Source organism: Azospirillum largimobile (genome assembly GCF_977007025.2).
Genome location: NZ_CDRMUA020000007.1, coordinates 212926 through 235388, shown reverse-complemented (window position 1 = coordinate 235388; position 22463 = coordinate 212926). Strand labels below are relative to the sequence as shown.

The 22463-nt window shown below is 61.1% G+C and carries 18 protein-coding genes and 2 pseudogenes; 8 read left to right on the top strand and 12 right to left on the bottom strand.

The genetic code is table 11. The features are described from left to right. Position 1 precedes the first annotated feature (1 nt). From ACWPKK_RS30195 to ACWPKK_RS30175, 5 genes and pseudogenes are all read left to right on the top strand, one after another. The gene (locus tag ACWPKK_RS30195; RefSeq protein ID WP_452012001.1) at positions 2-2212 is read left to right on the top strand and encodes a glycosyltransferase; all 2211 of its coding nucleotides are present in this window, start codon (positions 2-4) and stop codon (positions 2210-2212) included. Next, complete coding sequence (locus ACWPKK_RS30190; protein WP_452011999.1) at positions 2209-2607, top strand: hypothetical protein; 399 nt, start codon at positions 2209-2211, stop codon at positions 2605-2607. The genes ACWPKK_RS30195 and ACWPKK_RS30190 overlap by 4 nt, the downstream gene beginning before the upstream one ends. Positions 2608-2734: 127 nt before the next feature. Further along, positions 2735-3577 (top strand): hypothetical protein, encoded by an 843-nt coding sequence (locus ACWPKK_RS30185; RefSeq protein ID WP_452011997.1) that lies wholly within the window; start codon positions 2735-2737, stop codon positions 3575-3577. Next, positions 3504-4847 (top strand): tetratricopeptide repeat protein, encoded by a 1344-nt coding sequence (locus ACWPKK_RS30180; protein WP_452011995.1) that lies wholly within the window; start codon positions 3504-3506, stop codon positions 4845-4847. Before ACWPKK_RS30185 ends, ACWPKK_RS30180 begins: the two co-directional genes overlap by 74 nt. A gap of 193 nt (positions 4848-5040) precedes the next feature. Then, positions 5041-5238: pseudogene (locus ACWPKK_RS30175) on the top strand (methionine adenosyltransferase domain-containing protein); the annotation flags it as partial. Between the two features lie 366 nt (positions 5239-5604). Here the strand turns inward: ACWPKK_RS30175 and ACWPKK_RS30170 are convergent. The 4 genes from ACWPKK_RS30170 to ACWPKK_RS30155 form a co-directional block, all read right to left on the bottom strand. Beyond that, entirely contained in the window at positions 5605-6450 is an 846-nt protein-coding gene (locus ACWPKK_RS30170) for an IS5 family transposase (RefSeq protein ID WP_452011993.1), read from the bottom strand. Positions 6451-6577: 127 nt separating this feature from the next. Continuing rightward, entirely contained in the window at positions 6578-6727 is a 150-nt protein-coding gene (locus tag ACWPKK_RS30165; protein WP_452011992.1) for a hypothetical protein, read from the bottom strand. A 66-nt stretch (positions 6728-6793) separates the two neighbouring features. After that, positions 6794-8869, bottom strand: a complete 2076-nt coding sequence (locus tag ACWPKK_RS30160; protein WP_452004842.1) for a recombinase family protein — start codon at positions 8867-8869, stop codon at positions 6794-6796. 198 nt (positions 8870-9067) lie between these two features. Further along, positions 9068-9358 carry a transposase gene (locus tag ACWPKK_RS30155; protein ID WP_452012148.1) on the bottom strand — a complete coding sequence of 97 codons (291 nt, stop codon included), beginning with the start codon at positions 9356-9358 and terminating at the stop codon, positions 9068-9070. 263 nt (positions 9359-9621) lie between these two features. Between ACWPKK_RS30155 and istA the strand changes: the two genes are divergently transcribed. Then, complete coding sequence (gene istA, locus ACWPKK_RS30150) at positions 9622-11133, top strand: IS21 family transposase (protein WP_452011990.1); 1512 nt, start codon at positions 9622-9624, stop codon at positions 11131-11133. Then, a complete protein-coding gene (gene istB, locus ACWPKK_RS30145) occupies positions 11130-11939 on the top strand; it encodes an IS21-like element helper ATPase IstB (RefSeq protein WP_452011987.1) in 810 nt (269 codons plus the stop codon). Before istA ends, istB begins: the two co-directional genes overlap by 4 nt. A 116-nt stretch (positions 11940-12055) precedes the next feature. Here the strand turns inward: istB and ACWPKK_RS30140 are convergent. From ACWPKK_RS30140 to ACWPKK_RS30120, 5 genes and pseudogenes are all read right to left on the bottom strand, one after another. Beyond that, positions 12056-13267 (bottom strand): annotated as a pseudogene (locus ACWPKK_RS30140) (IS256 family transposase); the annotation flags it as partial. A gap of 176 nt (positions 13268-13443) precedes the next feature. Then, positions 13444-13956, bottom strand: a complete 513-nt coding sequence (locus ACWPKK_RS30135) for a winged helix-turn-helix domain-containing protein (RefSeq protein WP_452011984.1) — start codon at positions 13954-13956, stop codon at positions 13444-13446. A gap of 118 nt (positions 13957-14074) precedes the next feature. Continuing rightward, the gene (locus ACWPKK_RS30130; RefSeq protein ID WP_452011981.1) at positions 14075-14491 is read right to left on the bottom strand and encodes an SPASM domain-containing protein; all 417 of its coding nucleotides are present in this window, start codon (positions 14489-14491) and stop codon (positions 14075-14077) included. After that, positions 14484-15308 carry a radical SAM protein gene (locus tag ACWPKK_RS30125; RefSeq protein WP_452011978.1) on the bottom strand — a complete coding sequence of 275 codons (825 nt, stop codon included), beginning with the start codon at positions 15306-15308 and terminating at the stop codon, positions 14484-14486. The genes ACWPKK_RS30130 and ACWPKK_RS30125 overlap by 8 nt, the downstream gene beginning before the upstream one ends. 366 nt (positions 15309-15674) lie before the next feature. Beyond that, on the bottom strand, positions 15675-16043 hold the full coding sequence (locus tag ACWPKK_RS30120; RefSeq protein ID WP_452012146.1) for a tyrosine-type recombinase/integrase: 369 nt from the start codon (positions 16041-16043) through the stop codon (positions 15675-15677). A 198-nt stretch (positions 16044-16241) separates the two neighbouring features. Between ACWPKK_RS30120 and ACWPKK_RS30115 the strand changes: the two genes are divergently transcribed. Continuing rightward, positions 16242-17180, top strand: a complete 939-nt coding sequence (locus ACWPKK_RS30115) for a hypothetical protein (RefSeq protein ID WP_452011976.1) — start codon at positions 16242-16244, stop codon at positions 17178-17180. A gap of 219 nt (positions 17181-17399) precedes the next feature. Here ACWPKK_RS30115 and ACWPKK_RS30110 read toward each other — a convergent pair whose 3' ends face one another. Genes ACWPKK_RS30110 through ACWPKK_RS30100 form a run of 3 tightly spaced genes read right to left on the bottom strand, consistent with a single transcriptional unit; the run spans position 17400 to position 22456 of the window. Beyond that, entirely contained in the window at positions 17400-19667 is a 2268-nt protein-coding gene (locus ACWPKK_RS30110; protein WP_452011973.1) for a glycosyltransferase family 2 protein, read from the bottom strand. A gap of 18 nt (positions 19668-19685) precedes the next feature. Further along, positions 19686-21035 carry a tetratricopeptide repeat protein gene (locus tag ACWPKK_RS30105; RefSeq protein WP_452011969.1) on the bottom strand — a complete coding sequence of 450 codons (1350 nt, stop codon included), beginning with the start codon at positions 21033-21035 and terminating at the stop codon, positions 19686-19688. 2 nt (positions 21036-21037) lie between these two features. Further along, positions 21038-22456, bottom strand: a complete 1419-nt coding sequence (locus ACWPKK_RS30100; RefSeq protein ID WP_452011966.1) for an HlyD family type I secretion periplasmic adaptor subunit — start codon at positions 22454-22456, stop codon at positions 21038-21040. Positions 22457-22463 lie beyond the last annotated feature (7 nt).

Below are 22463 nucleotides of genomic sequence, written 5' to 3'. Positions count from 1 at the left end.
CATGAAAACTTCAATCGTTATCAATACATACAATCGGGCTCCTCAGCTCCGCGACTGCCTACGTGCACTTAGAAACCTTCACGGCCAGTTTGAGGTGGTCGTCGTAAATGGCCCCTCGACGGATGGCACTAAGGCGGTTTGCGAAGAATACAGGGAGAGTATTACGTATGTAGAATGCACGGAAAGGAATCTCTCGATTTCGCGGAATATCGGAATCGCAAACGCGGTAGGCGAGATCATCGCCTTCATCGATGACGACGCTGTGGTTCACCCGCGTTGGCTTGAGAAAATTCTTGAAAAGTACAACTGCCGCAGCGTCATAGGTGTGGGTGGCTTCACGATAGACCATACCGGAAAGCGCTATCAGGCGACCGCCACGCTCTGTGACAGGCTGGGCAACGCCTACACAGTGCCAAGCGGAATCTCGCAGGAAGCCTTCTGCTTTCCAGGTTCTCCCATGTTCCCGTCCCTGCTGGGCACAAACTCGTCGTTCCGTGCCGCGGCTCTGAAAGAGATCGGTGGCTTCGACGAAACGTTTGCCTACTTTCTCGACGAGACGGACGTCTGCCTGAGGCTCGTCGACCGGGGCGGGCAAATTGTTTATGCTCCCGAGGCGCTCATCTACCACCGTTACGCGCCAAGCCATCTCCGCAATCTGAACAAAGTGCCCACAACGTTGCATGTGCCGTCGCGCAGCAAAGTTTACTTTATGTATCGCCACGGCACTTCGACATTGGATGAAATCACAATTACGGATGAAGTGGTTAAGTATCGCGATGGCCTTCGTCGCGATAACAGGTGGCTTCGTGACCACAACTATTTGAGCCCGACCGCTGAAGCCCTCCTCAATCAGGATGTCGAATTTGGCATTGAGGAAGGCCGCACACTTGCTCGACTTCCTGCCCCCACTAAACTGGCGGACCGAGTCGCGGGGGTTACCAAGAGATCTTTCAAGGGCTTCAATAATCATGGTACGAAAAGACTACGAATAGCGTTGATCTCGCAAGGATTTCCTCCGAGCGACACTGCTGGCATTGCGCGCTGGACTGACCATGTCGCTAATGGCTTGGCAGCAAAGGGCCACCAAGTTCATGTCATTACACGTGCCGAGACTGAGCCCACCGTTGATTACAATAATGGAGTTTGGGTCCATAAAGTACGTCCCATTGACGGAGGAGAACTCCGTTCAGTCACCGCTCTAATTGACCTTCCTGATCACCTCGCCCGCTGGTCAGCTGGCGTGTTCGCAGAGTTGCGCAATATTGGATTCTCGAACCTTGACCTCGTCTCAGCACCGATCTGGGATGTTGAAGGTCTAATTCCACTACTACTCTCTCCTATCCCTGTAGTGACATCCCTACACACCACCTATAAGCTCGCTTGCCCACACAAGCCAGATTGGAAGCGACCTCTGTACAACTTCAACCATGTTCAGAGAGTTATTAAAGCTGAGCATTTCCTATTCGAGCAAGCACAATACTTCCTCGGCAACACGAACGCAGTTGTGAACGAAATTTATCAGGCCTATGGCGTAGATATTTCGTCACGAACAATTGTTGTTCCCCATGGGGTCACCTCTCCAGCTAGGTGTTGCAAAGCGAAAAAAGATGATGCTGTTACAGTGCTTTTTGTTGGGCGGCAGGAAACCCGTAAAGGATTTGATACAGCTTTGAAAGCGGCCCTTGAGGTCTGCACGCAAGCGCCTGATATCGTATTTCGCTTCATTGGTTCTCCTACGGACGACCAAAACTGCAAGCGAGCAATCAGCGACTTCATGGAGAGCGCACCGCCCGCCTTTGCGAAGCGGATATCGCTTGAAGGGTATTTGCCGGACGACGAGCTCAATGATGCGTACGCTGACTGCGACATTTTCCTGGCGCCCTCGCGCTTCGAGTCTTTCGGCCTTGTAGCGATCGAGGCAATGCGGTACGGCAAGCCTGTCGTCGCCGGAAATGTCGGCGGACTAGCAGAAGTTATTGACCAAATGAAGACTGGACTACTCGTTAACCCAGATGATTCTGGTGAGATTGCCCAAGCTATCCTCAGGCTCGCTGGTGATCGTAGCCTTCGCCTACAGCTTGGCGATGAAGCTCGGCGCACCTTCTTGTCTAAATATACGCTAGAGCAAATGGTTGATAGCATTGAGGGTGCCTACTTGTCCTTTCAGAAAGCCGCTGCTTCCGCAAACAAGGTGTTGGAGAAAGTCGTATGATGAAGCTAAATCGGAGCGCCTTAGCTCAGGCACTTGATACCTTCACAGACGCGCAACTCTCTGACAGCGATGCGGAAGAACTTCTAGTGCGCTTGGATGGTTCTAAAGATCTTCTGTGTCATATTCTGCTTGAAACTGATTTCTTCAGTAATTACCCAGATATAAAAAATGTTATCCTAGGACTTTCTGGTCCCGTGTATCGGTCTCTTTTAAGCTCTCCTAATAAGGCGGCGCTCAACGCGAGGATGATACGAGAGCTGCGCCAAGAATTGTATGAAAAGCAAAAACAATGGGCGGCAAAGGTAATCCAACTAAAAGATATTGAAAATGAAATAATAGGCGTTAAGGGAAAAATAAGCGCTCTAGACAGTAAGCCTTATAGCCTACCTGATTGAGAGTGAATCCTATGCTGCCGCCAAGCGGTATATGATACCACCACAAATCAACGGGATCTCTAAGACAGATCCCGTTTACTGTTGGTAATCTATGATATCTATCACTTGTGGAAGGCAAGAGCGCCAGATGCCTAAGATATTGAATCTGTATAGGAAATTTACTAATAACATTGGAGACCTGATGTCTCCTCCAATGCGATATTTTGAATATTATAATGCTGAGATAGTTCTTCTCGATGTTCTAGGATGGAACAAATGGGAGCAACCAGATGAGCAGGAACGCGCGAAATGGCATGAGACTTTTCGAGATTCCGATCTCATTATAATAGGTGGCGGCGGCCTTTTGGAGATTGATTTCTTCGAGAGAAGTCTGCAATACATCTTCTCTCTTCGCCAGTCACACCAGAAAATAATTTTGTGGGGGGCTGGCCACAATCAGTGGGATGTAAATGACTGGCGCGCTATAAAAAAACGCATCGACTGGAAAAAGTACCCTTTTGATGAGATCGGCGTCCGCGACGCAGGGGAGGTCATGCCTTGGGTTCCGTGTGCAAGCTGCATGGCAGATGAGTTGGACGATCATGGCTCAGTGGAACATGAGTTTGCACTCTATCTGACGGCAGACGGCATATCAGCTAATCCTGTTTGGACTGAAGCTATTCGCAATGAGTTTCCCATGATGAGCAATAGCTCGGAATTCCATATAGTTATCTCATTCTTGAGGTCTGGCGAGACGATTCTCACGGATAGCTACCATGGTGCTTACTGGGCAACGCTGCTTGGGAAAAAAGTGGTGGCGTTCCCGTCATCATCCAAATACTACTCACTAAAGCATCCGGTGCCACTTTGCGATCCTGAGGATTGGAGAAGATTCAGCAAGCTTGCACGAATTTACGATGGTGCACTCGAAGAATGCAGAAGCGCTAACCTCTTGTATTATCGCCAAATTGAGAGTCTTTTGCTGGATTGATGAGCCTTGTTGCGTAAAAAAGATAGAATTACTGAGGGATGCAATGGAAAATATACAAGCCGATGACTTCGGAGCTTACGATGTGTATGTTAAACGTGGGCGCACCGCTAGCAGTGAGTACACTCCGCGGCTAGTTGTGTCTTTTTCTGGTATTGGCAGAGACGGTCCAGAACCGGGAACTCGTCTAATTGGCTGGGAGTTCGAAGGAACGTTCTCAGGTGACACAGACACTCACGTAATTTTTGTTCGAGATAACTCTTGCAGGTGGTACAGTGACAGCAAAGAATTTTCACGGATTTTCGATTTCGTCTCGATGTATATTGCCGAGAACCGTATTGGCCATGTTGCTAGCGTAGGGCTTAGTATGGGGGGGTACGGCGCACTCTTTTTGTCGTCAATGATGGACCTTGACGTTGTTGTTGCCTTTTCCCCTCAGACCATAGTTGGAGTTGAGCCAACAAACTCAATAGACCGCCGATATGATGACGTTTTCTCAAAAGATCAGCCGCCACCAGTTGCAGACCTCGCATCGTTAAAGTCAAGAGCGAAGAATGTATACGTTTTTGCCGGAGAAAACGACTGGCTTGATGTCTGGCATGTTTTTAGAATTGTGAACACAATGCCTATGACGCTTCGGCTCGTGCCGGAAGCGGATCACAATACAGCGAGCTATTTCAAGGGGCGCTATGATTTGCGCGCGCTCATTAGGGAGCTCGTTTTTGAAGAAGTTAGTGAAATAAGTAAAGAAGCTCTTTCTGGCCTTGACTGCATAGAGAACTCGACTGGGTACTTTTACATGGAAAGCAACATTCATGCCCTAGAAGGGGACATTAGCAGAGCTATTGAGTATGCTGAATTATCTATAAGGGGGCGCCCGCATAGCTCGCATTTTCATTACCATCTCTCGAAACTGCATAATAGGGCAAACAACCTGCCTAAGGCGATTGAATATTGTTATTTAGCTGTGAAGTTAGCCTCACCGGACAACATGGGGCTAAGGCACGCCCTAGTTCAATTGCTAATGAAAGCAAGGCGCTTCAACGAAGCCGAAGATGTTTTTTGCGATTGCCTGGCTAAAAACATCAACAATGGATGGACTTACCATTACCTTGGACTCTTTGAAGCAGAGCGCGGACGAATTGAAATGGCCGTTATTGCCCATGCTAGAGCAGTTTGCCTTTTGAAAAACGAGCCTGTCTTTATGAAGTCGCTGGAATCGATGCTTGCGAAAATCAGCCTGCCTTTGCTCAGTAATCACGTAGCTGTTTAGGGGAGTGACTGAGGGCGTGTTGCCGCCCGGCCCTTTTGGCCAAGCGTAAGGGGTGTTCTATAATCCGGTGCAACGCTGCGGTGCTTATCAGCACCTGTTCCCAGCCCATTCGGGTGCCGAGCGCTTGCGCGTTCGGCCAAGGCTGGGGCTTGTCACAGTTAATGATCGCGGCCCAACGCATCCGCTTTACGATGACCCGACGAAGGTGGACCGCTCGGCCGCCTACGCGGCGCGCTATCTGGCGAAGAACGTCGTCGCCGCCAGCCTGGCCGAGAAGTGCACGATCCAGCTCTCCTACGGTATTTGCTTCCGTAATGGGCCGTTGGCAGTCAAGCCCCCGTGGATCACGTCGCCGGTTTCATGCTTCCTTCCATGGTTAGCCTGCGGCCGCCACACCATACGATCAGAAAGGAACCCGAGAGCCTATAGGCCGGCTTCATCTACAGTTCCATCGGCCGGCCGACCAGAGAGCGCCGGATCGGTGTTAAGAACAGCCCACTGACGAGCGCAGGATGCTGCTCAGCGTATTGTGACAGGAAGCCTGGGTCGGATGGTGTTGACCGTCAGCGCCTCCGGCCAGCCAAAGTACCACTCGAACAGCGCCAACGCACCTCCGCCGACGAGCACCACAGCCCAGATGATGACCTCGGCGCGGTTGATGCGGCGCCGGGACAGCTGTCACATGTAGATCAGGAGGCGTGACCAAGGATCCATGCGAATACCACTGAGAGGCTGTTAAGAAGAAGACTGAGCAGATTCATCGCAATTCCCAAGGCGGGCGCGCAAGTCTCTTCACGAGAATGTGGCTCATCGCCATGTAAATGAATGTCTCCTCCGACTCCGGAAGACGTTCGTAATCTTTTGATAAACGGCGATATCTGCCAAGCCACGCAAATGTTCTTTCCGCGACCCAGCGGCGCGGCAGAACATGAAATCCCTTGGGAATTTCTGGAGGTTGCTGGCCAGGGGCGAGCCAAAAGCCCTGAATACCGGTCCACCAGTGCTTGACGACTTCGATGGTCCAGCCGAGCCGATCTTTGGCCCAGGTTTTCAGCCCTTGATAATGCGTGTCCGCCCACACGAGCTGGATCGTGGGAAACCACAGGTGCAAGCCTGTCAGCAGGAGCATGCCCCCGGCCTTGTCATGAAGATCGGCCGGATGCACCCGCACCTTCAGAAGATCACCTTCCGTATCGACTAAGGTCTGCCGCTTCCGCCCGCTGACCTTCTTGCCGCCATCATAGCCACGTGGCCCCCCGGCCTCGGTTGTCTTCACAGATTGACTGTCGATGGCTGCCGCCGTTGGTTGGGCTTTGCGGCCACGCCGGGTTCGATACTGCTCGCGCAGCACCGCATTGACCTGTTCCCACTTCCCGCTTTTGCGCCAGCGACGGAAGTGGTCGTACACGTCCGCCCAGGGTGGTAGATCATGAGGCATCATGCGCCAGGAGATGCCTCCACGCAGGACATACAGGCATCCGTCAATGATGCGCCTCAGATCATGTTTCCGCTGCGCTCCACGATGCTCACTTTTCGTGAAGAGTTTTGAGACGACAGCCCACTCTTCGTCGGTCAGACCTGATGGATATCGGTTCGGTGACATGCGATTGTCTCCTATGGCGGCGACATAGCATGCATTATCAACAGGGCACCTGGGCTCAGCATCCCAATCCAACTTCAACACTGCATTTGCTCTATTTTCTTCTCAACAGCCACTGATACCGAGTCTCTTATGGAATGACCTTTTGGAGCCAAGGCGGGAAGCAGAGGGATTTGATGCGGCCGGTTTCTGCGACGAGGGCGTTCCAGGCGTCGCAGCAAGCGTCGATGATGGCGCCCTGATCGGGAAAGACCCGCAGCGACATCAGCTTCTCACGCAAGAAGAGCCAGACCCGCTCGATAGTTTTGCCATGGGACCTCTCTCTGTTGGGTTCCTGCTGAAGGGCTCAGCCGGTAACGGAGGCGTCCTGAGTTGGGAGATCCCGCAAGCGGACAAGCCAAATCCGTTGGCCGCCGACCTGTGCCAGATGGCCCTTGATGCGTCCGCGTCGGAGCCAGCCGTAGACCGTTTGGCGATGCACTCCCAGGTGTTCGGCAACCTCTTGAAGGGTCAACTCGTCCTCCGCGCCTCGCGGCACGTCCTGTGACCAGATTGGTCGTAGGGCTGCGATCCCGTGCCGCTGAAGCAGACGGCGGACCATGGGCGCGTTGAACATCGCCCGTTTCGCTGGCCGCCAGCCCTCCGTGTTCAGAACCTCGGCGATCACCTCCGCCGTTCGCCCTTCACCGCGCAGTTCGCTCAAGCGGGCGATCAGCCGCTCATAATTCTTCAACTGCTTGAAACGGCGGATTGGGCGCGTGACCTCATGGTGAGTCTGGACGCCGCCGGCCCAGTGGCATTCGACCCGGACCCATTCGGTGTCCTCCTCGACGCGGATGACCACCCGGTCCAGCATGGCCCGTGCGATCGCCTGCCGATCCGCTGCTGTGGTCGTGGCCTCTCTCCACAGCGCCGGGACGTCCGCGGCCAACTGATGCACCGCCTGCTTTTCGGCTTCGCTCAGGCGCAAAGGTTCCCGCGCCAAGGCTCGGTCATGCTCGGCTTGCGCGGCATCTCTGGCGGCGATGGCCGCCTCCCAGTCCCGTTCCAGGGTGCGGGCAACCAGACGGTTTTCCGGGTCCACGGCCTCGTAGCGCCGTCGCGCCGATGTCATCTCATAATCGGCGCGCTCGAGCCGAAGCCGCCATTGCCGGTGCCGTTGCTCGCGTTCGAGTTCGAGGTCCTCGGCGGCCTGGAGGCTCAATTCGATCGCCGAGGGGGCAAGCGCCTCGAGCATCAGAGCGGCGACCAGCGCGTCCACCGGTCGGGCGCTGACCGATTGGCAGCGCGGTCCACCGAACGTCGTCTGGAGTTGGCAGCACAGATAGCGCGCCTCGGTTCCCCCGTCGCGGTAGCTCATGGACATGCGCCGCCCGCATCGGCCGCACCGCACCAGCCCCGCGAGGAGAGCCGGTCCACCGCGGGGAACGCCATTCTGTCGGGAGCGGTTCGCAGCCATCTGCTCCTGATTCCGCTCGAAGGTGTTCCAGTCAATATAGGCCGGCCAGCAGTCCCGGCGCAGTACCGTCCACGCGGCGGGATCGTGCACGAGGCGCCGGCCGCTGTGGGGTTTGCCCGGTTGCCGCAGTCGGGCATCTTGTCGCCGCCGGCCATACACGTAGGCGCCGGCATAGGCGGGATGATGGAGCATGTCGCCGATGGTGGCCCGGTTGGGACGGCTCCAGCGCACCTCACCCTTGCGCGGTCCCGTTCGGATGCGGTCGGGGAGCCTGAGATCATGCTCGACCAGATAGCGCAGCACCCCGTTCACCGAGCGCCGACGCTCGAACACAGCGAAAACCAGCCGGACGGCGGCCTGGACCTGCTCATCCGGATCGAGGGCAACCTCGCCGGACGGTCGGATGACGAAACCACGCGGCAAGCCCACGACCAAGGCGCCACGCGCGGCTTTGGCACGCCGACCCTCGAGCATGCGGGCCTTCAGGATGTGCAACTCCGCCTCGCTCATCGTGCCCTTCAGCCCCAGCAGCAGACGATCGTTGTAAATGGACGGGTCGTAGATCCCATCGGCGTCGCCGATCAGGGTGTCGAAGAGCGCGCACATTTCCAGCAGTTGGTGCCAGTCGCGGCACGAGCGCGCCAGTCGGGACACCTCAATGCCGAGCACGAGGCCGACATGGTTGAGGCCAACTTCGGCAACAAGGCGCTGGAAGCCGGGTCTGTCCAAGGTGGAGACGGCGGAGCGCCCGAGATCATCGTCGATGACCATCACCTGCTCGCGGCGCCATCCGAGCCGGCAAGCCCGCTCCGCGAGCGCATATTGCAGGCGGGTCGATTCCTGGTTCCGCTCGACCTGCCGCATGGTTGACTGGCGGACATAGACCACCGCCTGCCGATCACGATGGCGGGATCGGACCTTGTCGGGGAACGGCGGCTCGGTTAGAGGCGAATCTTGGTTCATCACTGGCCTCCTGGGCCGCAACCAGGCGGCTTCGGATCAGGCTGGCCACCAGCACGATCAGTCGCCGCCGCCGGTCGGGCGGCAGTTCCAGCCACTGGATCGCTTCCTGCCTTGAACTGCTCATGATGTCGCGCCATCCAGACGGCCAGAGCATGAAGAGCCTCATGCCCCAGCCGTGGTGTCAACAGAACCGTCGTTTCAGAGGTTCCCTGCCGGTGTGTTTTCGACCGGGTTGCATTCGGGCGAATAGGGCGGCAACGGTACGAGGGTGAGGTTGGTGGGCACGATCAAGCTCTTGCTGGCGTGCCAACCGGCGCCATCGAGGACCATGACGGCATGGTCGTCCGGGGCCAGGGTGGCGGCGAAGTCGGCGAGGAAGCGGCTCATGGCGATGGTGGACACCGTCGGCAGAACGAGGGCGAAGCCGTCCCCCGTCCTGGGTTCAACGGCGGCATAGAGGTAAGTCCAGTCGAACCTCTGGTCGCACAGGCGGGGGGGGGAGTGTCAGGAATTCCGTGCTTGGCGGGGCAAGTTGAGTATCAGGCGTTCATCGCTATGGCCCGACAATCACAGTGAGAATGGCGACAATCAGGATGAGAATGGAATGCCGCCGTCGTGTCGGAGGACGGGCGTAGCCCGGCCGGAGGCACGACGGCGGCATCGGCGTCTTTCTGTTTGGGAAAGGCGCTGCTGGCGGAAGCAGTGAACGCAGCCAGGATCGAGGGTCTTCACGCCAATGAGGAACCCCGACCTTGCCGGGCCGACACATCACCGACCAGCAAATGAGGCTCTACATGAAATACCGGTCCTCCAACACCCCCGCGATTGCGGCAGCAAAAGCCGGGTTCAGCCCGGCGACCGCCTATCGCATAGACCAGGATCCCAGCCCGCCATCGACCAAGAAGACACCACGGGGGCGGCGGCGTCCCGATCCGTTGGCTGACTTCTGGGATAGCGAGGTGGTGCCGATGCTCAAAGCAGCACCGGGGCTACGAGCGATCGCCGTGTTCGCCGAAATCCGTCGACGGCATCCGGACCTGAGCGAGAGCGTTCGCCGTACGCTGGAGCGCCGCATCCGTGCCTGGCGAGCGGTGAATGGCCCAGATCAGGACGTCATCTTCCGCCAAGATCACGAACCCGGCCGGATGGGCCTATCGGATTTCACTGACATGGCGACCCTGGCAGTTACCATCGCCCAGCAGCCGCTCGATCACCGCCTTTACCATTTCCGCCTCGCCTATTCCGGCTGGGAGCACGCCCACGTCGTGCTGGGCGGGGAAAGCTTTGTCGCCCTGGCCGAGGGACTGCAGAACGCTCTTTGGTCGCTCGGCGGCGTGCCGGCTGATCATCGCAGCGATAGCCTGTCGGCCGCATTCCGCAACCTGGATCGCGAGGCTGCCGAGGATGCCACTCGCCGCTATGAAGAGATCTGCGCCCACTACGGCATGAGCGCCAGCCGGAATAACCGCGGTGTCGCTCACGAGAACGGCAGCATCGAAGGCCCCCATGGCCACCTCAAGCGCGCGGTGGAGGATGCGCTGCTGTTGCGCGGCACCCGCGACTTCGCCGACTTGGCGGCCTACCGCCGCTTCATCGACGAGGTGGTTGGCCAGCAGAACGCCCGCCGGATGAAGGAAGTCGCGCTGGAGCGGGACGCCCTCAAACCCTTGCCCCCCGACCGAAGCCGCGACTTCGAACGAACCATCGTCTGTGTCACTTCCAGCGGCGGCTTCACCCTGCGCAAGGTGTTCTACACTGTGCCCTCGCGCCTGATCGGGCATCGCCTGCGGGTTCATCTGTTCGACGATCGGCTGGACTGCTTCTTGGGAGGGACGCACGTGCTGAGCCTGCCGCGTGGACGCTCGCGCGGGAACGGCAAGCATGGCCATGTCGTGGATTACCGCCACGTCATCCACGCCCTGCGGCGCAAACCGATGGCGCTGCTCAATCTCGTCTACCGTGACAAGCTGTTCCCTCGCCAAGCCTACGCCCGGGCCTTCGAGGCCTTGCTGGCTGCCGGCGACGAGCGGCGGGCTTGCGCCACCACGGTGGAGTTGCTGTCGCTGGCCCACGAACGGGGCTGCGAAGCCGCTTTGGCCCAACTCCTGGAGATCGAATTGGCGGCCGGCCGGTTGCCCGACTTGCAGGATTTGCGCGAGCGTTTCCAGGCTCCCACCGCCGCCCTCACCACCGTCACCGTCGATCTTGTGCCGCTCAGCGTCTATGACGAGCTGGGCACCGTTCGCCCGGGAGAACCAGCATGACTGCGGCCGATCCTATCGACGCCGCTCGCCTGTCGCTGGCGCTCGGCGATCTGCGCCTGCCGGCCATCAAGCTGATCTGGCCCGACTTTGCCGCACGAGCCGACAAGGAGGGCTGGCCTGCTGCCCGCTTCCTGGCCGCCCTAACCGAACATGAGATCGCTGAGCGCGCCCGTCGGCGTGTCGAGCGTCACCTCGACGAAGCCCGCCTGCCGCCCGGCAAGACCCTGGAGAGCTTCGAGTTCGACGCGGTGCCCATGGTGAGCAAGGCCCAGGTGATGGCCCTGGTTGCCGGCGACAGCTGGTTGGAAAAAGGCGCCAATTTGATCCTGTTCGGGCCACCCGGCGGGGGCAAGTCGCATCTGGCCGCCGCTATCGGCTACGCCCTGGTGGAAAATGGCTGGCGCGTGCTGTTCGCCCGGACTACCGATCTGGTGCAGAAGCTGCAGATCGCCCGACGTGACCTAAGCTTGGAGTCGGCCATCGCCAAGCTGGACAAATACCACCTGCTGATCCTCGATGACTTCGCCTACGTCGCCAAGGATCAAGCGGAGACCAGCGTCATCTTTGAGCTGATTGGCTCCCGGTACGAGCGGCGCTCCTTGTTGATCACGGCAAACCAGCCCTTCGGCGACTGGGGCAAGATCTTTCCCAGCCAAGCCATGACGCTGGCTGCCATCGACCGGCTGGTTCATCACGCCACCATCTTCGAGATGAACGTCGAAAGCTACCGGCGACGAGCAGCACTGGAGAGAAAACGCGGCCCCGGACGTCCCCTCGCGAGCGACAATCAACTCCAACCTGATTGACGCTCCGCGACAGAACCCTTGAAACCCGCCTACTGCAGCGTCAATCATGCTCTTGCCGCGACCCCAGACCGTCTCATCCTGATTGTCGCGCTCTCCATCCTGATTGTCGCGCCATACATCGCCTTTGCGAAGCGCTCTCCGAAGATGACGGCCATCTGTGCCTTTGCCGCCGTCCACTCCCGCGGCGGCATCTTCCAGTCTTTCTCGGCGCGGTTCAAGACGAGAAAGAGGAGCTTCAGCGCGGCCTCGTCATTGGGGAAATGCCCCCGGGCCCGCACCGCCCGGCGCAGCTTCGAGTTGAGCGCTTCAATAGAATTCGTCGTGTAAAGGATGCGTCGGACCTCGCGGGGGAAGGCAAAGAAGGGGATGACCTCCTGCCAAGCCCGCCGCCATGCCTTGCCGATGGCCGCATACTTTTCACCCCAGGGGCCGTCCTCGAAGGCGCTCAAGGCTACCTCGGCGGCCTTGTCGTCGACAGCGTCGTAGACCGTCTTCAGCGCGGCGGCGATGGCCTTGCGGTCCTTCCAGGACGCGAACTCCATACTGTGACGAAGCAGGTGAACGATGCAGGTCTGGACAATTGTCTCGGGATAGGCGGCGGCGATCGCCTCGGGAAAGCCCTTCAGCCCATCGACCACCGCAAGCAGGATGTCCTCCACGCCGCGGTTCTTCAGTTCGTTCAGCACGCGCAGCCAGAACTTGGCGCCTTCGTTCTGTTCAATCCACAGCCCCAGCACCTCCTTGGCGCCGTCGGCGCGCACGCCAATAGCAACATGGATGGCCTTGTTGCGCACCAAGCCTTCGTCGCGGATCTTGACCCGGATGGCATCAAGGAACACCAGGGGATAGATCGCCTCCAGAGGCCGGTTCTGCCACGTCGTCACCTCCTCGATCACCGCATCCGTCACCGTGGAGATCAGGTCGGCCGAGACCTCGATGCCATAGAGCTCCCGCAGGTGCCCAGTGATCTCCCGCGTCGACATGCCCCGCGCGTACATCGACACGATCTTCTCGTCGAAGCCGGGGAAGCGGCGCTGGTACTTGCCGATCAGCGCCGGATCGAACGTCCCCGTCCGGTCGCGGGGGATGGATAGGCCCATCGAGCCACCCTCGGTCAGCACTGTCTTGTGGCCGTAGCCGTTGCGGCGGTTGCCGCTCTCGTCACCGGCCAGGTGATGATCCAGCTCCGCCTTCAGGGCTCGCTCCGTCAGCGCCTTTTTCAGCTGGTCGAGCAAGCCGTTCTGATCGAAGGCCGTCTTGGCGTCAGCTCCAGCAAGCAGTTGGTCGAGGATCGCGTCCGGGATAACAGGCTCTTTGCGTCGGGCCATGGCGGGTCTCCTTCAGTTCTAGGATAACCCTGCCAAGCACGGAATTCCTGACACTCCCGCCGGGCGCTGGCCCTTCAGCCACCAGCGATGGCACAGCCGCCCCTTCTGCCCGAAGCGCGCCTCATCCTGGAAAAACACGCGCAGGCGCTTGTCCGGGTGCGCTTCGGCGGCCTCCGTCAGGGCGCGGCGAAGCCCCCTTTTTTGAAACGCTCCTGCGCTTTGCTCTCGGCTTTCGGGTGAACCGGCCGGGCCTTCTGGCGCGACAAGCCCAGCCGTCGCAACGTTCGGCCGACACTGTGCGGATGAAAAGTTTTGCCGAACTTGGCGGCGATCCACACCGCCAGCGCCTCGCAGGTCCAGGTACAGACCCCATCCACAGCGGGGTTCGGACCCTTGAACACCACGGCGCTCAGGGCTGCTTGCTCCGCGTCGGTCAGCCACTCCGCCCGGTGCCCCTTCGGCCGGTCGAACAGGCCCGCGACCCCTTCCGTGTTGTAGCGCCGCACCGCGTCCCGCAGCGCCTGGCGCTCCATGCCCGCCAAGCGCGCCGCTTCCGCACGGTTCAGCCCATCAAGAGCGTTGGCAATGGCATACGCCCGCGCCGCCGCTCGCCCGTTGCCGCACCGCCGCGCCCAATGCCGCAGGTCCCCCGCCGTCATTCCTTCCGCAATCTTGAGGCTCGTCGACATGATCACCCCCACTGCCGGTGGAGCTTCAGTGAAACATGCTCGCCCTGGTTTGGGAATCCCGTACAGCCCGAGAGTCAGTTCAGGCGTGAGCCGGTATGAGAGAGGCTGAAGCGGCGGCTTACGCCGTCGGACGTCGTTTCTCGGCCCGCCCGTGCAGGCAGTAGTGCTGCCAGCCAGATGCGAACGCCATTGACTGCACCGCTTCGGCGACGTCTGGATAGGCCTCAAGGTACCAAGCCTCATCGAACTGCTCCGGTGTGTCCGCCACCGGAATCACCGTCGGAAGCTCCTCCACGGCCACCTGCATGCTCTGCACGTACTTGCAAGGCGCCTTGGCGCAGACGGGATGGACACGATCCTCCTTGAGGAACCGGCGCAGCTCCACGGCGATGGCGCCGTTCCAGATCTCCTCGGCCGAGGCCTCGTGCAGGTTGCCGAGGAACCCGGAGGCGAAGCAGCAGGGCTTCACGGCGCCGTCGGCCGTGACCATCATCCACGTCCAGGGATAGTGGCAGTCCTTGACGGTCTCAGTCATGGCTCGAGCCTTCCTCGTCGAAGAAGACGCCCTTGTTGTGGTCGAGATGCACCGGCAAGCCGAGACGCCGGCCCACCTCCACCGTCTCCCGAAGACACCGGTTTGACAGCGCCGGGTGGCCCCATAGGCCCTCGGCCGCGTAGTCGAAGACCCAATCGCCCTTTTCTGTGCGATAGCGGGCCATCTCATCCTCCGGCCAGCGGTTCAGATGCCAGAGGCAGACGGCGTCGGCGCTGAGGTCCGCCGCGAGTTGGACAAACGCCGGCGCCTCCTCGATGTTCGCCCGCATGAGGGTCATGTTCAGGTACACGAACGGGCGCGACTTGCCAGCGTCGGCGCGAGCCGCGATCAGGCGCTTGACGTTGCGGGTTAGCTCCTCGAACGCGTGCCCGCGGATCTTGCCGTAGGTCTTCGCCGTCGCGGCGTCGACCGAGACGTTGATCAGGGCGATGTTGGAGGCGACGAGGCGCGAGAGCCGACGCTCGTCCAGCAGCGTCAGGTTCGTGTTGATCGAAGCGTCGCAGCCCTCGGGCAGCCGCTCCAACACGGACCAGAATGCGGGGCTGGCCAGCGGCTCCCCGATGCCATGGAGCTGGACGCTCTTCGCCCGGCCGAGAAAACCGCCGACCTTCTCGGCAAGTGCCTCCTCCAGGTGCTTGGGCCGCTCGACGGCGTCGATGCTGTGCGGGCACATGACGCAACGCAGGTTGCAGATCGATGAGGTCTCCAGCGTCACCATGACCGGCGTGCTCGTGACCACGCTGGTCCCGGACTTGAACTCCGTCAGAGCGAGTGCCTCGTTGTCCTTCGGGTTCACGACGGTGCTCTCCCCGGCATAACGCCGCTCACGTACAAACCCGCCCTTGATTGCTCGCCGATGGTTGAAAGCGCACCCGTCTCTCCGTCGTGATCGCCTGGCGGCGTCCTCGCGGGTAGCGACATACCACGGCACTTGAGGCAAAGCCAGGAAGCTGCCGCCTGCGTTCCTCGGCTGTTGTGCGACCCAAAAGGACACGGGGAGAGTGCCCGGCAGCCGAGGCCTCCGGGTGCACTTGGTGTCCAGTCCGCAATTCGTCCTGTCACAACCGGGGGCGCCTTATGAGCTGAGGTCCGGAAGCACCTTGTTGGCGGCCTCCAGCAGGCGCTGGGGTGCCAAGTGGGCGTAGCGCATGGTCATCGACATCTAGCTGTGGCCGAGCAGCTGGCTGATCTCGTAGAGGGTCCGCCCCTTGGACACGAGGGTGCTGGCGAAGGTGTGGCGGAGATCGTGCAGGCGCAGGTCCGTCGGCAGCCCGGCCTGCTCCTTGACGCTCCGCCACGCGTTGCGCAGGCAGCCGATGTGCTTTTGCGGGTTCTTGCCCGGGAACACCCACGGGCAGCCGTCCGGGCGCGGCTGGCGGGCGAGGATGCGCAGGGCGGCGTCGGGCATCGGGATGTGCCGGCGCCGGCCGTTCTTGGAGACCGGCACCACCCAGAGCCGCCGCTCGACATCGACGTGCTCCCATCTCGCCTTCATCGCCTCGGTGCGACGGGTGCCAGTCGCGGCGAGCAGGACGATGGCGCTGGCGGCGATCTGGTTTCCATGCCGACCAAACCGTCCATACTGTGACTTGAAAGCGTTGCACAGATCACCGTCATTCCGCTTTCCGATTGAGGTGCGGTCGGCCTACATTGGCGCGAGTGAAGGGGGGATTGGACCGCCCAATTGGGGGTGTCGCATCCGATCTGTGATTGGTTCAGGGGAACGGCGTTGAAGAAAGTCGATGTTGCGATCTGCGCGTATGGAAAGCCATACCATACCGCTGTTTCGCTTTTGTCCCTGCTGGACCACAGCGGTGCACACATCGACAAGATCTATTTTCAGGAAGAAAAAAGCCAACCATTCGACTCTGATTTTTCATTCATCAGATCGTACGTCACTGATGCGGACATAATCCACTATGTCCCGTCAATGCATCATGGTTGGCATCCAAACGATGTCAACAGGCTGTCAGAAGAGGATTACCGGACCTCCATTCGGTATCAATATGCCTGGGAAAACACCGACAAAAATTACCTGTTCATCATGCACAACGATTGTCGGTTCTCCTATGACATCATCGGAGACATGCTCTCGAAGCTCGATAGCTCCGAGTACACCGGCGTCGGACCGATCGGCCAATGCTGGAACTGCCCGGCGCATCATGGCGGTGCTTGTGATGGGTCCCGCTATGAGAGTTACACGCCGACCTATGAAGAAGTTTGCGATCTGATTGCAAAGCACCCGTCGCCACGGACCTCACCCGACACGGTGGATCGCCAGCAGCCGATGCCACTGCCCGAATGCCGGCTGAACGAGTTTTATTGCTTGATCAACATCAGCAAAATCCGGGATGTGGTTTCGCCCAAGGGGGAGGTTCATCCCATCGGCATGATGGGCATCGACACCGGAGTGGACTGGTTCCGTCAGCTTGTCCTGCATGGGTACCGCTTTTTGAACTGGTACGATCACACAATCCACGGCTGGACAAACGCCAGCAACGGCGGCCATCAGTCGAACACTGATGCAGAACTTTATAAAAAAATGGAAGAAACAGCAAAGTCGTACTTTTTAGAAAATTGGGGACAAAGAGAATGCGGGGGCACTCCGGCGATGTCTTCCCACCAACCCGCTCCTCCGCTCCCCTACAGCGCGCCCCTTCCCCCCTAATGGTCGCCACTCCGGCCTGGAGCCCGTCTCCTCAGCAAACCATGCTGTCCCAGCTCCCCACAGCCGCTCGTTAAGACTGGGCGGCTCCTGAGCCACCAGAGGCCATTACGGTTGCGCTGGTCAATCGCAGATCACCACAACCGTCACGCAGCAGGTTGAAGGAGTCAAGGACCTCGCCCTCCCCGCCCCATCGGTTCCGCATTGCTCATGCCTGCTCCACTACAGGGGCTGGGAGACAGGCGGCCAATTGAAGTCGACATGGGTCTGCAGGCCGCGCGTCAAATTGGGGCTGTAGAAGGGGTCGAGGAATGTTTCCGTCCCCCATTTCACGCGAAGATGGGCGACCTCGCGCTGCTCATGCGCCTGCGCGTCCGGCGAGTGGCTGGTCTGCCGGGTCGCCGATTCATGATGGTACAACAGCGCATGCGGCGTCCACAGGATGCGCCGGCCAAGCGCCCGCAGCTTCAGGCAAAGATCGACATCATTGAAGGCAATGGAAAAGCGTTTGGCATCCATGCCGCCAACCGCCAGATAATCATCCCGCCGGCACACTAGGCAGGCGGCGGTGACCGCCGAGACGTTCTGCACCAACATCGCCGCGTGGAAATAGCCGTCCTCATCACCCGAGAAGGCTCGCTGGGCGGCATCGGCCGCCCCATGCTGGCCGACGAGAACCCCACCATGCTGGATCGTGCCGTCCGGATAGAGCAGCTTGGCGCCGACCGCCCCGACCTCCGGGCGAACGGCATGCCCCATCATCTCCTCCAGCCACGCTGGCGCAATTACCTCGACGTCGTTGTTGAGCAGCGCCACATAGGGGCTGGAGATGTCCTCGATCACCCCGTTGTGCATTGCCGCATAATTGAACGGCTGCGGCCAGCGCCGGACCCAGACACCCGGTCGTCGGGCCAAGTCCTCCAGATAGGCCAGCGTCGCCGGCTCCCGGCTGTCATTGTCGATGACGACGATGTCGTAACGTGGGTAGGTCGTCTTGGACAGCACGCTTTCCAGGCAGGCCTCGAGCAGCTCGACCCGGTCGCGCGTCGGGATGATGAGGGTCACCGGGGGTGGGGCAGCCGGCAGCCGCCACCGCACACGCACACGCACATCCCCATCCCCGTGAGCATCGGCTGGGGCGCCGATCCGGTCGAGATGAGCCTGGACCCGGCTTGCTCGCTCCGGCACCGCCCTTGGCAGACGCGCCACAGACGTGGCCCCGCGGTGATACAGCACGAAGGGCAAGTGCCTGACCCGCTCCGGCGCAGCCGAGAGCACCGCGGTATCCACCACGGCTTGCGCCCAGGCCCAGGCATCGACCGGTGTTTCCCCCTCAGCCACCAGGGCAATCGCCTGATCCAGATGGTTGCGGGCAATCGCGCAGGCAAAGCCAACATACGGGAACGCCTGGTAGCGGTCGGGATCCCAAGAGGGCTTGAAATGCGGCTGAGTCCGGCCGCCATCGGCACCTTGGCAGTCCTCGTCGCTGTAGACCAGGCCGACGCCGTCTTCGGCCAAGGCGGCCTGGACCAAGGGCAGGAAGGCCGGGTGCAACCGGGCACCAAGCTCCACGAAGACCACCGCATCGGCCGCCCTGCCGGCCACCATCGCCGCGAAGTCAGCTACGCCAACCTCCGGGCCTGGCAGCGGGATCACCGCAACGATCGGCGGTTGTGCCTGTCCACTGGCCGCGGTCAGCGCCGCCGCGATCGCTTCTTCATGTTGCTCCAGCCACGCCTGGTAGGCGGCAGGATCGTTCAGCCGGTTCAGCGGCTCAGCCGCCAGCGCCGCCAGCCCCTCATCCAGCGCCACGCCGCGCTCGGCCACCAGCCGGTCGAGCCGGCGGCGCCGCGTGGTCAGCAGCTCCGCCGGAAGCCGGACCTCCACCGGGCTGCCGGCGAGATGGCGGTCGGTGTTGGCAAAGCGGATGGCAACCCGATGCGGCTGGCTGTCGAACAGAGCTGCCGGCAGGGGAAACGAAAAGCCATGGCGGCCGCTGCTCCCGACGAACTGGGCCAACTCCGGCCGAGACCGGTTGCACCGCACCGTGCCCGCATGCTTGCCATCGACCTCGATCTCGAGCAGGGATGGCCGTTCGCGCGCCTGCTCATCGAACGCCCAGCCGCGCAAGGTTGCGTGCTCGACGCTCTCGAGTTGGCCGTGCAGGTGTGGCGGGAAGAAAATCTCCTCCCCGTCCCGCGCCAGGGCCGACCCGTCCTTTCTGACCAGGATGCGGATCAGGTGCGGACGGCCGTCCAGCAGTTCGCCCGGCAGCTTGACCGCAAAGCCGTGCCGGCCAGAGCCCCCTCCCGCAGCCGCCAGCTCAGGGCGGAGCAGATCGGCCTGGAACTCGCCCAGCACGCCCCGCTCAGAGGTGAGGGCGAGACGCACCGGCTCGTCCGGCGCTTCCCCATCGACGGCCCAGCCCCTGGCGACCCAGCCGATCCCGGGAAGCCGCTCAACCGCCTCGAATTTGCCCTGGATTGCCAAGACGGCCTCGGTTCCGGATCAGCCCGTCGCCATCAGCTTCGGGTTCTTCTTCCACTCTTCCATGATGAGTTGGGCCTTATGGCGGTCCTCGCTGGTCAACCGGGCTCCCAGCGCATGGGCCTTGGCCTCCAGCTCGTCGCGCTCCGCCCCGGGCTGGGTGCCGGCGGCGGCCATGATGGTCCAGACATAGGCCTGGACCGGGTTGTAGGCCTTGCCGCCCTGGTCGGCGTAAAGCGCACCCAGGTTGCTCATGGCGCCGGTGTGGCCTTGGGCTGCCGCCTTGCGCAGCCAGTCCACTCCTTCGACCAGTTCGGGCCGCCCGCCCCAGCCATGGATCAGCATCAGGCCCAGATTGACCTGGGCGCCGACATTGCCCTGCGTCGCCGCCTTGCGGTACCAGACGGCCGCCTCGGCGTAATCGGGGGTGCCGGCCAGCCCGTTGGAATGGATCAGGCCCAGATTGAACTGGGCGTTGACGTTGCCCTTCTCGGCCGACAGGCGGCACCACTTCAGGGTTTCGCGGTAGTCCTTGGGCACGCCGTGACCACGGGCATAGAGCAGGCCCAGATTGACCTGCGCCACCGGATGGCCTTGCTCCGCCGCCTGACGGTAGAACTCCGCCGCCCGGGCCGGGTCGGCCTCCACCCCGGTGCCGTGCTCGTAGATGATGGCGAGCGCCAGCTGGGAGTTGGCATAGCCCTGCTCAGCGGCACGGCCATACCAGGAAACCGCCTGGGCGATGTCGTGCTCCACCCCCTGGCCGTTGGCGTAGAGGGAAGCGAGCGCATGCTGGGCCACCGCATAGCCGTTTTCGGCCGAACGCCGGTACCAGTCGGCGGCGGCGGCATGGTCCTGCGGCACACCCTGGCCAAAGGCATGAAGCAGGCCCATGTGGTGCTGCGCCTCGGCATGTCCCGCTTCAGCGGCCAGCCGGTACCAGTGCAGGGCCTGGGCGATGTCCGGCGCGATGCCCAGCCCGTTGGGGTAGAGCAGGGCAAGGTTCGCCTCAGCCGTCGGCGGGCTGGCCTTGGAGACGGTCTTATACCAGCGCACCGGCAGGGCATTGTCCTGCGCCGCGCCCTCGCCGTTGGCGTAGCACAGGGCGAGCGAGAACTGCGCTTCCCTATGGCCCTGCTCGGCCGCCTTGCGGAACCAGTGGGCGGCATCGCCGAAATCACGCACCACCCCCTGGCCGCGGGCATAGAGCTGGCCCAGACGGAACTGCGCTTCGGCATCGCCGCGCTCGGCCAGCGGCAGCCAATTGGCAACCGCGGCGGCATAGTCCTCCGCCTCGAAGGCGGCCAGGCCACGCTGGAAGTCCGGCTTTTTGAACGGGGTGGATGTGGTGCGTTTCCGCTTGCCGAACACGATCAGGGCTCCCGCAGGCTTTCGTCGAACCCGCGCAGAATGGGGCGCAGGAAATAGGTGATGATCCGGCGTTCGCCGACCTTGATGTCAGCGGTCAGCGGCATGCCGGGGATTAGGCGGAAGTTGGAGGGCACGTCGTCCAACATCTTGGTCAGCAGCTTGATCCGCGCCCGGTAGAAGAGGACGCCGTTCGCGCTGTCCTTGTTGGAGAAGGAATCCTCGCTGATCGTCGCCACCTCGCCTTCTAGCGAGCCGTGCTGCATGTAGGGATAGGCGTCGAGCTTGACGCGCACCTTGTCGCCGATCTGGACGAAAGCGAGGTCGCGGGCGTCGATGTTGGCCTCGACCTCCAAGGGGGCCCCGACCGGCACCAGGGTGAAGAGCGGCTCGGCCTCCTTGGCGATGGAGCCGGGGGTGGCCTTGGGCGAGACCTCCAGCACGATGGCATCGACCGGCGCATCGAGCTGGACCAGCGATTGGCGCTTGCGCGCCTTGGTCAGCTGCTCGCGCAATGCCTCGCGCTCGTTGCTCTGGGTGGTCAGCTCCTCAATGATCTTGCCGTTCCACTGCTGGATGAAGACGTCGCGCTCGGCCAATTGAGCCTGCAGATCGTGGCGGTTGCCCTGCAGCTCGTTCTGGTTCAAGACCAGGTTGCGTTCGATGTCGATACGGTCGCTGGTCGCCTGCAGGAGGTTCAGCTTGCTGCCGACTTGCGTCGCCATCAGCGAGGAGCGCATGCTCTCGATCTCGCGCACCACCTTCAGCCGCTCGTTCAGATGGACGCGGTCCATCTCGTACTTGGAGACGTTGGACCGCAGCCGCGCCAGCTTCTCCTCGTAATTCTGCATCTGCGACTGGTACTGGGCCTGGCGCTCACGCCACAGCGCCTGCTGCAGCGTGCCGTAGCCATAGCGGTCCGCGGTCGGCACGAAGGGCTTGCCGTCATGCTCGGCCTCCAGCCGGGCGATCTGCGCGTCGGCGGCGGCAAGGCGGGATTCCAGCTGCAGGACGTCGGCCTGGGTGAAGGTCGGGTCCAGCGTCGCCAGCACCTGCCCCTGATGCACGACATCGCCGGCACGGACGAGAACCTGCTTGATCGCCGCCATCTCCAGCGGCTGGACCATCACGTTGGGTTCGGTTGAGATGACCTTGCCCTGGGAGGCGACGATCTTGTCCAGATAGGACAGCGACGCCCAGGTGATCGCCCCGATGACGAACAGGGCCAGCAGGTGCAGCGTGATGCGCGCCAGGAAGGGATCGGGGGCGTTCTGGATCGCTTCCGTGTCCTTCTGGAAGGCGCCGATCGCCGCCTTCCCGCGGGCCTTGGCTCGCTTGTCGAGCGACGGCCCCGGCTTTTGCGGCGCCACGTCGTTGGCGGGAACGCGCGTCGTCTGGATGGTCGCAAGCTTCTGTGCGGTCACGGGCGCG